General features: G+C 44.3%; 14 protein-coding genes and 4 pseudogenes. 17 read left to right on the plus strand and 1 reads right to left on the minus strand.

Annotated features, from left to right (window positions below):
• Window positions 1–25 precede the first annotated feature (25 nt).
• From SC79_RS10695 to dbpA, 13 genes and pseudogenes are all read left to right on the plus strand, one after another.
• A pseudogene (locus SC79_RS10695) lies at window positions 26–496 on the plus strand (YxiF family protein).
• The gene (locus tag SC79_RS10700) at window positions 483–1,196 is read left to right on the plus strand and encodes a hypothetical protein (protein ID WP_052245593.1); all 714 of its coding nucleotides are present in this window, start codon (window positions 483–485) and stop codon (window positions 1,194–1,196) included. The pseudogene SC79_RS10695 and the gene SC79_RS10700 overlap by 14 nt, the downstream one beginning before the upstream one ends.
• Before the next feature lie 25 nt (window positions 1,197–1,221).
• Entirely contained in the window at window positions 1,222–1,617 is a 396-nt protein-coding gene (locus SC79_RS10705; protein WP_039075023.1) for a hypothetical protein, read from the plus strand.
• A complete protein-coding gene (locus tag SC79_RS10710; RefSeq protein ID WP_156122669.1) occupies window positions 1,568–2,110 on the plus strand; it encodes a hypothetical protein in 543 nt (180 codons plus the stop codon). Before SC79_RS10705 ends, SC79_RS10710 begins: the two co-directional genes overlap by 50 nt.
• Window positions 2,111–2,184: 74 nt before the next feature.
• Window positions 2,185–2,658: a hypothetical protein gene (locus tag SC79_RS10715; protein WP_052245594.1), complete on the plus strand. Its 474-nt coding sequence runs from the start codon at window positions 2,185–2,187 to the stop codon at window positions 2,656–2,658.
• A 127-nt stretch (window positions 2,659–2,785) separates the two neighbouring features.
• Window positions 2,786–3,034 carry a DNA-binding protein gene (locus SC79_RS10720; protein ID WP_039075025.1) on the plus strand — a complete coding sequence of 83 codons (249 nt, stop codon included), beginning with the start codon at window positions 2,786–2,788 and terminating at the stop codon, window positions 3,032–3,034.
• A 50-nt stretch (window positions 3,035–3,084) separates the two neighbouring features.
• Entirely contained in the window at window positions 3,085–3,501 is a 417-nt protein-coding gene (locus SC79_RS10725; protein WP_039075026.1) for a YxiG family protein, read from the plus strand.
• A gap of 269 nt (window positions 3,502–3,770) precedes the next feature.
• Window positions 3,771–4,031, plus strand: a pseudogene (locus SC79_RS10730) (DNA-binding protein); the annotation flags it as partial.
• A 17-nt stretch (window positions 4,032–4,048) separates the two neighbouring features.
• Window positions 4,049–4,536, plus strand: a pseudogene (locus SC79_RS10735) (DUF2716 domain-containing protein).
• A 14-nt stretch (window positions 4,537–4,550) separates the two neighbouring features.
• Window positions 4,551–4,844: a YxiJ family protein gene (locus tag SC79_RS10740; protein WP_039075027.1), complete on the plus strand. Its 294-nt coding sequence runs from the start codon at window positions 4,551–4,553 to the stop codon at window positions 4,842–4,844.
• 45 nt (window positions 4,845–4,889) lie between these two features.
• A pseudogene (locus SC79_RS21300) lies at window positions 4,890–4,970 on the plus strand (hypothetical protein); the annotation flags it as partial.
• 372 nt (window positions 4,971–5,342) lie between these two features.
• A complete protein-coding gene (locus SC79_RS10750; RefSeq protein WP_039075028.1) occupies window positions 5,343–6,491 on the plus strand; it encodes a rhamnogalacturonan acetylesterase in 1,149 nt (382 codons plus the stop codon).
• A gap of 81 nt (window positions 6,492–6,572) precedes the next feature.
• Window positions 6,573–8,012, plus strand: a complete 1,440-nt coding sequence (gene dbpA, locus SC79_RS10755) for an ATP-dependent RNA helicase DbpA (RefSeq protein ID WP_039075029.1) — start codon at window positions 6,573–6,575, stop codon at window positions 8,010–8,012.
• A gap of 19 nt (window positions 8,013–8,031) precedes the next feature.
• On the opposite strand, the gene SC79_RS10760 is transcribed toward dbpA, so the two are convergent.
• Window positions 8,032–9,318: an MFS transporter gene (locus tag SC79_RS10760; protein ID WP_082022667.1), complete on the minus strand. Its 1,287-nt coding sequence runs from the start codon at window positions 9,316–9,318 to the stop codon at window positions 8,032–8,034.
• A 206-nt stretch (window positions 9,319–9,524) separates the two neighbouring features.
• On the opposite strand from SC79_RS10760, the gene SC79_RS10765 reads away from it, so the two are divergent.
• The 4 genes from SC79_RS10765 to SC79_RS10780 all read left to right on the plus strand — a co-directional run bounded on the left by SC79_RS10765 (window position 9,525) and on the right by SC79_RS10780 (window position 14,724).
• The gene (locus SC79_RS10765) at window positions 9,525–10,205 is read left to right on the plus strand and encodes a hypothetical protein (protein WP_039075030.1); all 681 of its coding nucleotides are present in this window, start codon (window positions 9,525–9,527) and stop codon (window positions 10,203–10,205) included.
• Window positions 10,206–10,299: 94 nt separating this feature from the next.
• Window positions 10,300–11,133, plus strand: a complete 834-nt coding sequence (gene licT, locus SC79_RS10770) for a transcriptional antiterminator LicT (protein ID WP_039075031.1) — start codon at window positions 10,300–10,302, stop codon at window positions 11,131–11,133.
• Window positions 11,134–11,446: 313 nt separating this feature from the next.
• On the plus strand, window positions 11,447–13,279 hold the full coding sequence (locus tag SC79_RS10775) for a beta-glucoside-specific PTS transporter subunit IIABC (RefSeq protein WP_039075032.1): 1,833 nt from the start codon (window positions 11,447–11,449) through the stop codon (window positions 13,277–13,279).
• 20 nt (window positions 13,280–13,299) lie between these two features.
• Complete coding sequence (locus SC79_RS10780; RefSeq protein ID WP_039075033.1) at window positions 13,300–14,724, plus strand: glycoside hydrolase family 1 protein; 1,425 nt, start codon at window positions 13,300–13,302, stop codon at window positions 14,722–14,724.
• Window positions 14,725–14,737 lie beyond the last annotated feature (13 nt).

The following is a 14,737-nucleotide window of genomic DNA, read 5'->3' on the forward strand; positions in this document are numbered from 1 at the left end:
ATTAACGGCGAAGGGAATGCGACTCATGCAAAACAGATTGATCGAAAAACTCGCCGTGAATAAAAGACGTTTGTTGAAGAGTGAAACCAAAGAAAAACTAGTCCCTTGTGCAGAAAGAGGCTTCACTTATCGTTTTGCTGATCTGGCGAAAAGCAAGCAGTTGCTTGAGCTGTTTTTATCAAATTCAATACCAGCCAACACCCGTGAGGTTGAAGCTCTCGGAAAAACGGAGGCGAAACAGCTGATCTTGAAAACATCTTAGTCCTATGTTGCCTATGATGATAGGGACGTTCTGCTGTTTCATCAATACAGCAGCGAAATTGGTGCGTTAGTTTGTACCTTTGGAAAATGTCTCGAGCACCTTGATGGCTTATTGAAATGTATTGAGTTCGACGAAGGGCTACTCAATCATAGTTTTATTTTGGTTGAGCCTAAGGGTCAGTTTGGATTATGTATAGTGCACACGGAATACGGGTGCGAGCTTGTTTATTGGTAGATTGCTTTCTGAGGAGGAAACCTTTTGGAACATATTTTTTACGGAAAAAGCTTCAATCAAACCGATCGGCTATAAAATTATGTTTGAAGAGTCACCGGGAGAGGATCATCATCATGTCGGAGGGGATGAGTGGATTCTGCCGAATTGCAGGCTTTGCGGGACTCCAATGCATCAGCTTGTTTGTCTTGATGTAAAGGATGACCGGCTGAGCGTGTTGAGAGGGGAGCACTGTGAAGAACTGGTTTTGTTTTCATGCTTAAATTGCTCAATGCTCTGGGAGGAGCAATTCTTTAAGATCGACTTTCGAAACCGCTCTGCGGCTGTCATCAAACAAGAACAGGAAGAGTTTGAAAAGGCTGATGCCGAAGATCAAATTCCGGTTCCGTTGCGGCTCGTCCCGGTTTCGCTTGTCGAGATGGAAGCTGAAGATTATCCTACGTCTGAAGAAAGGTACGATGAGATTTTTACAGCACTCGGAACCGCATATTTTGGCCGCGTATTTGGCAAGCCTTTGCTCGCAGAAAATGAGCTTGATTTGACATGCTGTGAATGCGGACAAGACATGACATTTGTCGCTTTGATAACCGGTGAGAATGACTTCGATGGAAAATATGGCGACTTGTTTTTTGGAGAGATGATCCTTTATTTTTCCCTATGCGGGGCATGTCATATTCTTAAAGTTGAAGCTCAAAGCATTTAAACGTGTTTTTGAAGGAGAGTGGAAAATGGACGTTTGGTCTGATTTTGTGCTTGACGGCACCCATCCTAAAGTGTGTTTGCGCGGTTCGAGAATTTTTATGGACTGTGAATATGAGGCATACCTTAAACGTGCTTGCCAATTTATCTATAAGATCCTGCCCGGAGAGGCCGGTATCTATCTGTTTGCCCAGATCACCTATGAATCCCCGACCCGTGTTCAATTGCATCGCAAGCTGTGGAATGGACTACAAGGTATTGATTTTGCAGATGCAGAAAAAGGGGCTGAACATGTTTATAAAACGGGTGAGCTCCATCATTTTTTTGGCCTTATGAAAATCCGTCGCTCTGACTTGCTGAAAGCGCTGTGGATGATTGGGGGAAAACGATCAGTTTCAATTGATAGCCAGCGAAAAATATGTTGAAGAAATTTACATTTTCTTAAGCGTACTGCAAGGTAATGAAACCGGAATCGACATTGCCCCGCTGAACATCTTGAAGGAGACAATGTACATTGAAATGGACTCCCTCGAACACGAATATGATTTGAACATTTACCTGCATCAGGCATATGTGCTGCGATTTAAGAATCATCCTCTTATTGATACAGAAGTACTGGTTCAAATGCTCATGCAAAACAGCCGGGCTTTTGAGGGGGAAGCTTTGCCGATCGATTTGCCCGGCCATTTTATAGAAGAAGGAATTTCAAATTGGATTTTCTTGAAAATTGCTGGCTCAGACGTCCATCTGGCGAATGCAGCCGCTCACGGCTATCCATGCTATTCAGTTAGACATTGTATCAGGTCAATATTTGGGCGAGTTACAAAAATATCTGAAGGGCAGTGCGATGTAATTTCATGTTGGTATCAGCCCGGTTGCTTTGTCATGTCCATGTTGTCAGAAGGGGCACGCTTTTGAAAGCATATCGGCATGGGTATGGCTAGCGAATAATGCTGGTTTACGGCTTATGACTGTATAAGGAGGTGGGGAAAATGAGACTTGTCTTAGAACATAATGATCAATTCTTTAATGTAAAACTCTTGTTTGACAGGATCGAGTTGAAGGTTGAGGAGTATAACTGGCTGATCAGTGATCTATCTGATGTAGCAGTTTTCAAAAACAAAGATTACATTGAGCATGAATTATTCACGAGACAAATAGAATTCATGTACATAAAAGGTCAAAATCTAAAGGAAATACTCAGTATTTATGACATCATTCCCGCTTTTGGAGTATTTACAGCTGTCCCACAATCATTGGAGAAGGTGTCTTTATCCTCGATACCTCTCATAAATGAGAATGCGGCTTACTGGAATAAGAACTATTGCTCACCAGTTGAAGGAGCTGTATTTGAAATCGGATTTTTTGACTCGTCAGATATTGTATTCACTGGATGCCCCGATTTCATAGGTACTCTAAAAAGGCTATTACCAAATGTAAAAACCGTTGAGGAGTATTTAGGATAGTACTTAGCTTATAGTTTAGAGACGGGTTTGATGATTATATTTTATGAAACAACACACAGATAATAAAGTCAAAATCTACGTACGGTGACCGAATCCTGTTAACAAATGTCATACAGTCTTTGAATACGTGGTGATCAAATTGAGCGAGCTAAAATGCATAAATAAAATCAAAAGTGTCTTAAATGGACAAACAACAAGAGAAGAAGTGTCAGATTGGGCGGGCACTTATGTTTATGCTGATGATCCCGAGGTAGAAGACGATAGAGTCTGGGATATGTTAATCCTTCTAAGCGGGATTGATTTGAAAGATTCTCCTGATGCTTATTTGCATTCAACAGATGATTTAAATGATTGGATCAAACCATATACGGAGTAATTAATTTTTCTGCTTGTTGCAAGGCGTTATTGATTAAAACGAGGTAGGAGATGACAATGTACAAAACAATTAATGATTGGGTTGATTATATAGATGAGGGGTGCAGTGTCCTTCATTTAGATTTTAATGTGTTTAAAAAAGAGCTCACACTTAATATCAAGGTTTTTGATGGTGAAGGTGAATATGCGCATAAGATATTATTTCAAAATGTGGCATCCACTTATTATAGTGCAGATGTTGGTGACATGAGATTGGAAAAAATAGATCCGGAAGAATACAATTGGCAAGTATTTGAGATGAGTTATCATCCAGAAGGAATCGGGAATCTATCAAATCCTGAAATTCCAGAGTATCAATCAAATGCTAACTTTCTCATTGACATGAACAGAATGCTGATTGCTATAGAAGCTGAAACAGTTCGCTTTGATGATCAATCGTTTTATGCATACCAATTAAACACTAAATAAGAAAAGAGAGGTTGTCAGCCTCTCTTTTCCTATAGAACATAACAGCAGCCAGACGAAATGTAAAACACAACGTCATCGGGATTTAAGACTGAATTGGAAAGTAGCTTTATATCAAAACGATTAATAAACTAGGCTGTCCGTTACTAATAGCTAATAAATGGCTTATTCTTATCACTTCATTTCTAACCTGGAAGCGTAACAAATGAAAAAAATTAAAAATGAATAAAATCATCAACATGGACACCCAAGATTATTTTTTCCATGCTGAGTCGGATGAAGCACCTGAATTAGAAGCATTTGATCAGCTTATAGTATCAAAAGAAGGTTTTTGGATCGGGACGGTCAACTGTTACAGTGCAGACCTTAAGCCGTCTCTTTGTTTGATTTCTGCCGATGTGAGTCAAGAGATGGAAGAGATCACATGCTGTGATTCGAACGATGAAGCCCTAGACGTTCAACAGCTGAAACTGACAAGTAACGCTGTTTACGCAGTGACCTCTTCTGGTGTTTATAAGCAGGATATCCAATAATGTGTAGGGGTGGGATGATGATGAATTGGCGTGTTTTAAGTCAGACAAAACAAGACCGCATCTGGTTAGAAGTGAACAAGCTCATAAAATGGAAACCCGGAAGCAGATGTCATCATATCATCCCGCCTGAACCTTATCGAGTGTTTGATATCTCAAACTGGATGAGCAGTAAAGCTGATCTTAATGATGTGAGCGGAGAGCTGAGTGATTTAAAGACTTCTATTTTAAAAGCATTTCAATCATGTACTGGAAAGAACGATGTGATGTACGCTTTAGATTGGCAGCATGACGGATATACCTTTAGCCCTCACCAGGCAATGCCTAAGGATGAATTTGGCGAATGGCCTGTTCCCGTATTTCCAAATGGAGACTATTATTTCTTTTTTTATCAGGATTTTTCTTGGGGGCTTTTGGGTGATCCGTAGAAATGTACAATCCTGTGTTTGGGAAAGAGCTGTTAGAGGCGATTGATAAATATCCGTCTATCCTGTTTCAAGATCGCTAAGGGAGAGGATCAGCGTGCTTCAAAAACTGAGAAAAAGAAAGCAAGAGCTTGAAGAAACGCCATATCCTGATGACTTGTACGGCTTTGAAGCGGAAGTGTATGAGTTTTTTATGCTTATCGCCGGCAGTTTGGGTTATGTGATGGCGAATAAAAGGATGCCCCGGCATCAGCGACGTTTGTTGGGGAAAAGCTTTTTTGAGCTGTATCCTGAAATCCCGCCGGATATGATCAAAAACGATATCGCTCTGCATCATCACATTCTCTTGTATGAGCAAGTCAGACAAGAGATTTGCAGCGTACTATCCTAACGATAAAGGGGTACCATATGAATATCACACAATATAGTGAAAAAGCATACAGGCCCATTTACATTCAATGAGTTTACTTTCTATATGAAAGCTGATGAACGTTATATTCAAATTCCTGTGTTTGAATTAAAACTATCAGCTCAAACCTGTGACATTCATCTGCGGTTTGAAGACATCAGTGCATCGAAGCTGGATGATCTTGAATCCATCGATGGGGTTGAGTTGGAGATTGAACCGACTGATGATCAATGGGAAAGGCTCCGCTATTATGTGTATGATCAAGAAAACCAAATGAGTTTCTATTGCGGAGGATGGGATGTGATCAAGTGTGGCAAGAAGTCACACTGATTTTCGCCTTTTTTGCTTGAGACCCACCTTTTTGAAAAATGGCACATCAATTTTATTTGTCAACGCAATTTTTTTCTCCCTACAATCATCATAAAGAAACAATCACCGAGTATGCATTAATGTATGCGTTTTCATAGAGGGGGAATCTTAATGAAAAAATGGATGGCTGCGGTTTTTATGATGATGTTGATGCTTGGTTTGGGCGGGGTTAAGAGTGTGAAGGCCGCGGAGCCGAAGGTGTATCAGTTTGACTTTGGGAGCGGTTCGGTTGAGCCTGGTTACATTGGTGTCAGGGCGTCTGATCGGTATGACCGGTCAAAGGGTTACGGTTTTCAAACACCGGAGAATATGAAGGATGTGGCGGCATCCGGGATTGGTGTGAAGAGTGATGCGGTTCAGTTTTTGGCGTATGGGACGAAAAGCGACAATACGTTTAACGTGGATCTTCCGAACGGCCTTTATGAGGTGAAGGTGACGCTTGGCAATACAGCAAGGGCCAGTGTGGCGGCGGAGGGTGTGTTTCAGGTCATCAATATGACGGGGGACGGCGCGGAGGATACGTTCCAAATCCCTGTCACTGACGGGCAGTTGAATCTGCTGGTGACAGAGGGGAAAGCAGGCACCGCTTTTACGCTCAGCGCCTTGAAAATCAAGAAATTGTCTGATCAGCCTGTGACGAATCGAACCATTTATGTCGGCGGTGATTCGACGGTGTGCAATTATTATCCGCTCAACAGCAGCAAGCAGGCGGGCTGGGGGCAGATGCTGCCTCACTATATCGATAAACATACCTTTCAAGTGAGAAACATGGCGTCTGGCGGGCAGATCGCGAGAGGATTCAGAAATGACGGACAGCTTGAGGCGATCTTGAAGTATATCAAGCCAGGGGATTATTTTATGTTGCAGCTTGGCATTAATGACACAAATCCGAAGCATAATGAATCTGAAGCGGAATTTAAGGAGTTGATGCGTGATATGATCCGCCAGGTGAAAGCAAAGGGGGCGGAAGTCATCCTTTCCGCACCACAGGGACGGGCGACAGATTTTACGCCTGAAGGCATCCATTCGTCTGTCAACCGCTGGTACAGGGCTTCTATTTTGGCCTTGGCCGAAGAGGAAAACACACACCTCATTGACTTAAATGTCCTCAGCTCGGCTTACTTTACATCAATCGGCCCGGAAAAAACTCTCGCGCTATACATGGACGGAGATACGCTGCATCCAAACCGCGCGGGAGCCGACGCACTGGCGCGATTAGCCGTTCAGGAGTTAAAACGTCAGGGAATCGATGGCTTTTAATACGTGATTTTTCGACAAAACACATATGCCCTCGCCAATTAGAGTATAATGAGAACATCTGCAAGAGACAGGAGTTTATACATGAGTCATTTTACAAACTATCAAATCAGCCATGACATTTTACGAGCATTAGATGGACTGGGATATACAGAACCGACCAAGGTGCAGCAGAGCGTGATCCCCGCAGCCCTTGAACGAAAAGATCTTGTCGTCAAATCACAGACGGGAAGCGGAAAAACGGCTTCATTCGGGATTCCTCTTTGTGAGCTGGCGGATTGGGATGAAAACAAGCCGCAGGCGCTTATTTTAACACCGACCCGGGAGCTTGCGGTGCAAGTACAAGAGGATATCACAAACATCGGACGCTTTAAACGGATCAAAGCGACCGCTGTGTTTGGAAAGTCATCCTTTGACAAACAAAAAGCTGAACTGAAGCAAAAAAGCCACATCGTTGTTGGCACGCCGGGGCGTGTTCTGGATCATATTGAAAAGGGCACGCTGCCGTTAGACCGTCTCTCCTATTTGGTCATTGATGAAGCAGATGAGATGCTGAATATGGGCTTCATCGAGCAAGTAGAGGCGATCATCAAGCATCTGCCGACTGAGCGCACGACAATGCTGTTTTCGGCGACGCTGCCGGAAGATATTGAGAAATTAAGCCGTCAATACATGCAAAACCCCGAGCATATCGAAATTAAAGCGGCCGGGCTAACGACAAGGAATATTGAACATGCGGTAATTCAAGCAAGAGAAGAGAATAAGTTTTCTTTGCTGAAGGATGTGCTGATAACGGAGAACCCCGACAGCTGCATCATCTTCTGCCGGACGAAAGAGCATGTCAATCAGCTGACCGATGAATTGGATGACTTAGGATATCCATGCGATAAAATTCACGGCGGAATGATTCAGGAGGACCGGTTCGATGTCATGAATGAATTCAAACGGGGCGAATATCGGTACCTCGTCGCGACAGATGTCGCCGCGCGCGGGATTGATATTGAAAATATCTCCCTTGTCATCAACTATGATCTGCCGCTTGAAAAGGAAAGCTACGTCCACCGTACGGGCCGGACGGGGCGCGCAGGGAACAAAGGAAAGGCCATTTCATTTGTCACAGCTTTTGAAAAACGGTTTTTAGCTGACATTGAAGGGTATATCGGGTTTGAGATTCAAAAAATAAAAGCCCCTTCTCAAGAAGAAGTGGCCAAGAAGAAACCTGATTTCCTAGCTAAACTAAATGACCGTCCGGCATTCAAAAAGGAAAAAAGCGAAGAGCTGAATAAAGAGATTATGAAGCTATATTTTAACGGCGGAAAGAAAAAGAAAATCAGAGCCGTTGATTTTGTAGGAACGATTGCCAAAATTGATGGTGTGTCAGCTGATGACATCGGCATTATCACGATCATGGATAACGCCTCCTACGTGGAGATTTTAAACGGAAAAGGCCCTCATGTTCTCAAAGTGATGAAGGATACAACCGTCAAAGGGAAAAAGCTCAAGGTGAATAAAGCGAATAAATGATAAAGTGACCTGCTCCCAGTTAAAGGGGCAGGTCATTTTTTTGCTGGCTGACATCGGCGCCAGTCTCCTCCGGAACGAAAGCAAGGATCACAATGCCGATCACAAATAAAACAATCAGGCTGAATACCGCGGTTGACGATTTTCCAGTCAGCTGAGCGGTAACGGCGATGAGCAGCGGCCCCATAATGGAGGCGAATTTACCGAAAATGTTGTAGAAGCCGAAGAATTCATTAGCGTGGCGCTTTGGCACGAGCTTGGCGAAATAGGATCGGCTCAGGGCTTGAATGCCGCCCTGTGAGGTAGCGACAAGCATAGCCAGTATCCAGAAATCAAGCGTTGTTTCCATAAAGTAAGCATATACACAGACGATCATATAAATGACGATCCCAACGTACAGCATTGTTTTCCCTGTAAAGCGTTCCGCAAGCCTCCCGTATACAATAGAAAACGGCGCGGCGACCACCTGGGTGACAAACAGGATGATCAGGAGGCTGGTGGGACTGATCCCTAAATCAGACCCATAGGAGGTCGACATCGTAATAATCGTGCCGACTCCGTCGATATAAAAGAAATAAGCAAGCAAAAAAAGGAATAACGCCCGATACTGCCTAATCCGCATCATCGTTTGGCCGAGCCGCTTAAAGCTGTTGAGGACGATATGCGGCTCTCTTTTGATGGAATAGCGCTGATGGACATGTTTAAGCATCGGAATGGTAAACAGCCCCCACCAGGCAGCCGTTATGAAAAAGGATAGCTGGCTTGCGGCAGATACAGACATCGGTATCTTCTCTGATTGTGCAAGCAGGATTACAGCAATGCTGATGATAAATGGAATCGTGCTTCCTATGTAACCCAAACCAAAACCCCGCGCAGAGACGACATTCATCCGTTTTTCCGACGTGACGTCAACGAGAAAGGCATCATAAAACACGTTGGCGCCGGAAAAACCGATCGCCGATATCGTATAAAACAGCAATAAAAGCAGCCAATGTTCACTTGGAATAAAGGCAAGCGCCGCGGTGCTGGCGACACCGGCTGACACAAAGAAACCGAAGAACTTTTTTTTGCATCCTTCATAGTCGGCGATCGTGCCTAAAATCGGTCCGAGCATGGCAAGAATAAATGTTGAAATCGCAATGGTGTATCCTAAATAGGCAGTCGATTGAGCGGCTCCGACGCCGCTTTGTGCAACCGCTGCTTTATAAAACAACGGAAACACCGCGGTGGTTACGACAATCGAGTAAGCGGAATTTGCCCAGTCATATAACATCCAGCTGTTTTCTTGTTTCGTAAAACGTTTCATCATCAGAGCCCCTCTCCGGTAACGATATTTCTATTGTACGAGAAATGGGACAGAAAAGAATGGAATGCACGTCAATTTTTACAAAATATTTATGTTTTTGTGCTTTAAATCATACTTTTGGTTTATTGCTGGGTGTAGGTGTATCTGGTACCATTTAACTATATTTTGCCGTATTTTCCAGCAGGGATTCATCAGAGAGGAGACAGAGCATGAGGCGAATAGGCTTATGCATAAGCCTGCTGATCACAGTTCTTGTGATGAGCGCATGCGAAAGTGAAGATGAGGCTCAGACGTTTGCCGATTGTGGTCAAGAGACAGTAAAACAAACCACAACCAAACCGATGAGCAATAAGAATAAGCGGGACTTCCAGACCCTCCCAAACGATATGCAGCTGGCCATTGTATTCAGTTCCATGATACGTGTAAGCGAAGCATTTGATTATGGAATCGGCAATCCTGAATACTTCGTCCGGAGCGGCATGACGGAGGAAGAAGCAAACATTGCGAGGCAGAATCTTGAATCGATTCAACTCGAAAATAAATCGCTCAAACAACAAAATAGCGAGTCAATCGCTTTGATTCAAAAAAGCCGCAATCAAGAAATGAGCCGCAAAGAAGTGCAGCGGCTGAAAGAAAACCGAGCCGCTTTTTTTGAGGTCACAGACAGTATGATCACACTTATCAGCCAAGTCACATCGAAAAACGCGAAGAAGACAAGACGGCAGCTGGATCAGCTGAAAACACAATATACGCAATACAGCGCTGAAAGCGTGAAAATCATGAACAGCATTGTCGAAAAGCAGGGAGCAGACAAGGCGTCATTTGAGCGCCATCTAGAGGAGCTGCTTCAGAAACACCCCGGACAGCCGGTGCTGAGTGGATTGTATTGACCAACCCGACTCTTTCCCTGATGATATTGACCTAGTACAAAAAGAATGTACAATCAAGGTGTAGTCTGTTCTTAGTTGATTGGAGGAACATATCATGAAAATTGCGAAGGTGATCAACAATAATGTCATCAGCGTGGTCAATGAACAGGGAAAAGAATTGGTCATTATGGGTAGGGGGCTCGCATTCCAGAAAAAGACCGGCGATGATGTCGATGAGGCCCGCATTGAAAAGGTGTTCACGCTCGATAACAAAGATGTATCAGAAAAATTCAAAACCCTTTTGTATGATATACCGATCGAGTGTATGGAAGTATCCGAAGAGATTATCAGCTATGCGAAATTAAAGCTTGGCAAAAAGCTCAATGACAGCATCTATGTGTCGCTGACCGACCATATTAACTTCGCGATCCAGCGCAATCAGAAAGGGCTTGATATCAAAAACGCCTTGCTGTGGGAAACAAAGCGGCTGTATAAAGACGAATTTGCGATCGGCAAAGAAGCGCTGAAGATGGTGAAAAACAAGACTGGCGTGTCTCTGCCGGAGGATGAAGCAGGCTTTATCGCACTGCATATCGTAAACGCCGAGCTCAATGAAGAGATGCCTAATATCATCAACATTACAAAAGTCATGCAAGAGATTTTGAGTATTGTAAAATACCATTTTAAGATTGAATTCAACGAAGAATCGCTTCACTATTATCGGTTTGTCACCCACTTAAAGTTTTTCGCCCAACGTCTTTTTAACGGCACACACATCGAAAGCCAGGATGATTTTTTGCTGGAGACAGTAAAAGAAAAGTACCATCGCGCGTATGAATGCACGAAGAAAATTCAAACTTATATTGAGCGGGAGTACAAACACAAACTCACCAGTGACGAGCTGCTGTATGTAACGATTCACATAGAAAGGGTCGTCAAACAAGCATAATGAAAGCGTTGACAATTTTATTTCCTTATGTTAATTTTTTCTTACATTCTTATATGATGTTATTAGGATTGTTACTGATAAGCAGGCAAAACCTAAATTACAATAAGTGCGGATGATCTCTGTCTGTGCTGATGTAATTTAGGTTTTTATTTTTTTCGGAGGGATGGTGATCATAGCGTTTTACAGAAAAAAACGAATGAGAGTGTATCATAGGATTGTTACTGGTCAGGCAGGCAAAACCTAAACTACTTGTTCCTATTGCGGTAGGGGTAGTTTAGGTTTTTTATTTTTTAACAGAAGGGATGAGAGGGAAATGGGGGTTCAAGCAGCGGCAAAAGACATTTTACATATGGTCGGCGGGGAAGAAAATGTGCGTTCTCTTGTACATTGTGCGACACGCCTGCGGTTTACGTTAAACGATCGGTCGAAAGCAGACAAAGATAAAATTGAAGCTTTGGACGATGTCGTAACGGTCGTGGAAAGCGGCGGGCAGTTTCAGGTCGTGATCGGCAATCGTGTTTCAGAGGTATATCAAGAGATTGGAAGAATATCTAACCTGCTGAATGACGACCGAGATGAACGTTCTGCCCAGAAAGGGAATCTGTTCGGGCGGCTTGTGGACATCGTATCAAGCATTTTCACTCCTTTGCTTGGCGTGATGGCGGGAGCGGGAATTTTAAAGGGCCTGCTGATGATATGCACAAATGCCGGCTGGCTTAAAACAGAGGAAACGACGTATACCATCCTGTATGCCGCTGCGGACAGCCTGTTTTACTTTCTTCCGCTCTTGCTGGCTGTCACCGCTGCCCGAAAGTTTGGCGCGAATCTCTTTGTTTCTGTCACAGTTGCCGGAGCGCTTATTTATCCAACGATCATTGAGCTGAAGAACGGCAATGCGGAAACGGACTTTTTCGGAATTCCAGTCGTGTTAATGAACTACACCTCAACTGTGATACCGATCATTCTGGCGATTTTTGTGATGAGTTATGTTGAGAAGTATTTGAACCGGGTGATTCATGACAGTGTGAAAACCTTCATCACCCCGCTGATTTGTCTGGTAACCATTGTGCCGCTCACACTAATCGTCTTTGGCCCGGTTGGTGTAAACGCGGGAAATGCCATCGCGTCTGCGATTCTGGCCATCTTCAGCTTTAACCCGATGCTGGCCGGTGCTGTGATCGCGGCACTCTGGCAGATTCTTGTCATCTTCGGCATCCACTGGGGGATTGTGCCGGTTATTTTAAATAACATTGCGGTCAATGGGCAGGATTCGATCAAACCGGCTACTGCCGCGGCCGTATTTGCACAAACAGGAGCGGCTCTCGGTGTCATGCTGAAAACGAAAAACAAAAAATTAAAGGCGCTTGCCGGTTCCGCCGCTGTTACAGGGATTTTTGGCATTACAGAACCGGCCGTGTACGGCGTGACGCTCAGACTAAAAAAACCTTTTGTATGCGGTGTCATTAGCGCAGCCGTTGGCGGAGCGATTATCGGGCAGGCCCACAGCGTCGCCATTGCTTCTGGAGCACCGGGTCTGTTGACAATTCCCATTTTCTACGGACAGGGCTTTGCCGGGTTTATCTTGGGAATCTCAGTATCTTTTATTCTATCAATCATCCTCACGTACATTGTCGGGTTTGACGATCCCGCGGAGCAAACAGAAACCAGAGCGGAACCATCTGTACCTTCCATTCGCCGTGAAGAGATCAGCAGCCCGTTAGAAGGAAAAGTGGTTCCGTTAACAGAAGTGAAGGATAAAGTGTTTTCATCTGAGACACTCGGAAAGGGAATCGCGATATTGCCGGTAAAAGGCAGACTTGTCGCGCCAGCGGATGGCGCAATATCAACCGTTTTCCCGACTGGCCACGCATACGGCATGGTGACTGATCAGGGTACAGAAATCCTTATTCACCTCGGATTTGATACGGTAAAGCTGGAAGGAAAACATTTTTATCCTAAAGTCGTGCAGGGGCAAGCCGTCAAACAAGGTGATTTGCTTGCTGAGTTTGACCTTGATGACTTGTTAAAGGCGGGATTTGATATGAATACGCCGATCGTCATCACAAACGCAGAGCATGATACTGACGTCATTCAAACAGATCAAAAGCATGTCAAAATAGAAGAACGAATTTTCTCTTTAATCTAAAACCATTGGAGGAATAGACGATGAATTATCAAACACTTGCAGCATTTCCAGAGCATTTTTTGTGGGGGGCATCGACTTCAGCCTATCAAGTGGAAGGGGCGTGGAACGAAGAGGGGAAAGGTCCGTCAGTGATTGACGCGCGCGACAGCTATCCTGAGGGAACGACTGACTTTAAAGTCGCCAGTGACCATTACCATCGCTATAAAGAAGACGTTGCCTTGTTTGCTGAAATGGGCTTTAAAGCGTACCGTTTTTCCATCGCGTGGACGCGAATTATTCCTGACGGCGACGGTGACATCAATCAAAAGGGAATTGAGTTTTACAGCAATCTGATTGATGAGCTTCTCAAATATAAGATTGAGCCGATCGTCACGATGTATCACTTTGATCTGCCGAATGCCCTGCAGAAAAAAGGAGGCTGGTCGCAAAGGGCGACAATTGACGCGTTTGAACGGTATGCCAAGGTATTGTTTGAGCACTTCGGCGACCGTGTGAAGTACTGGCTGACTATCAACGAACAAAACATGATGATCCTGCACGGCAGCGCTTTAGGCACACTTGACCCGAATCTCAAAAACCCGAAAAAAGAGCTGTATCAGCAAAACCATCATATGCTGGTGGCGCAGGCAAAGGCCATGAATCTCTGCCACGACATGCTGCCGGGCGCGAAAATCGGCCCTGCCCCAAATATCGCGCTCATCTACCCGGCGTCTTCGAAACCGAAGGATATTATGGCTGCTTTCAATTATAACGCGATTCGAAACTGGCTCTATTTAGATATGGCCGTTCACGGGCGCTACAATACGACGGCGTGGGCTTATATGAAAGAAAAAGGCTATACGCCAGTTATTGAAGATGGTGACATGGAGATTCTGCAATCCGCGAAGCCTGATTTTATCGCTTTTAACTACTACACCTCCCAAACAGCGGAAGCAAGCAAAGGCGACGGATCGGATGAATCGACACGCGGAGGAGACCAGCATTTGAAAACGGGAGAAGACGGCGTTTACCGCGGCAGCAGCAACCCGCATTTAAAGAAAAATGACTTCGGCTGGGAGATTGATCCGGTCGGTTTCCGATCCACACTTCGAGAAATCTATGACCGTTACCAGCTGCCATTGATCATCACAGAAAATGGGCTTGGCGCTTTTGATCAATTGGAAGAAAATGATACGGTCAATGACGAGTACCGCATTGACTACTTAAAACAGCACATCGAACAAATTCAATGGGCGATCACAGACGGCGTCGATGTATTTGGCTACTCTCCATGGTCAGCTATTGACTTGATTTCTACACACCAAGGCTGTTCGAAACGCTACGGCTTCATTTATGTCAACCGGGACGAATTTGACCTGAAGGACCTGCGCCGCATCCGCAAGAAAAGCTTTTATTGGTATAAAGAGCTGATTGCTTCAAATGGCGAGGCACTGAAAAATAGTTAATTGTATACAAATT

The sequence above is a fragment of the Bacillus sp. MSP13 genome (assembly GCF_000815295.1).
Taxonomy (GTDB): domain Bacteria; phylum Bacillota; class Bacilli; order Bacillales; family Bacillaceae; genus Bacillus; species Bacillus vallismortis.

Bases quoted from the DNA above. Each gene is read 5' to 3' on its own strand.
- licT (WP_039075031.1), top strand. From the start codon at position 10,300: ATGAAAATTGCGAAGGTGATCAACAATAATGTCATCAGCGTGGTCAAT.
- SC79_RS10705 (WP_039075023.1), top strand. From the start codon at position 1,222: ATGGACGTTTGGTCTGATTTTGTGCTTGACGGCACCCATCCTAAAGTG.
- SC79_RS10775 (WP_039075032.1), top strand. From the start codon at position 11,447: ATGGGGGTTCAAGCAGCGGCAAAAGACATTTTACATATGGTCGGCGGG.
- SC79_RS10765 (WP_039075030.1), top strand. From the start codon at position 9,525: ATGAGGCGAATAGGCTTATGCATAAGCCTGCTGATCACAGTTCTTGTG.
- SC79_RS10715 (WP_052245594.1), top strand. From the start codon at position 2,185: ATGAGACTTGTCTTAGAACATAATGATCAATTCTTTAATGTAAAACTC.
- SC79_RS10780 (WP_039075033.1), top strand. From the start codon at position 13,300: ATGAATTATCAAACACTTGCAGCATTTCCAGAGCATTTTTTGTGGGGG.
- SC79_RS10760 (WP_082022667.1), bottom strand. From the start codon at position 9,318: ATGATGAAACGTTTTACGAAACAAGAAAACAGCTGGATGTTATATGAC.
- dbpA (WP_039075029.1), top strand. From the start codon at position 6,573: ATGAGTCATTTTACAAACTATCAAATCAGCCATGACATTTTACGAGCA.
- SC79_RS10750 (WP_039075028.1), top strand. From the start codon at position 5,343: ATGAAAAAATGGATGGCTGCGGTTTTTATGATGATGTTGATGCTTGGT.
- SC79_RS10725 (WP_039075026.1), top strand. From the start codon at position 3,085: ATGACAATGTACAAAACAATTAATGATTGGGTTGATTATATAGATGAG.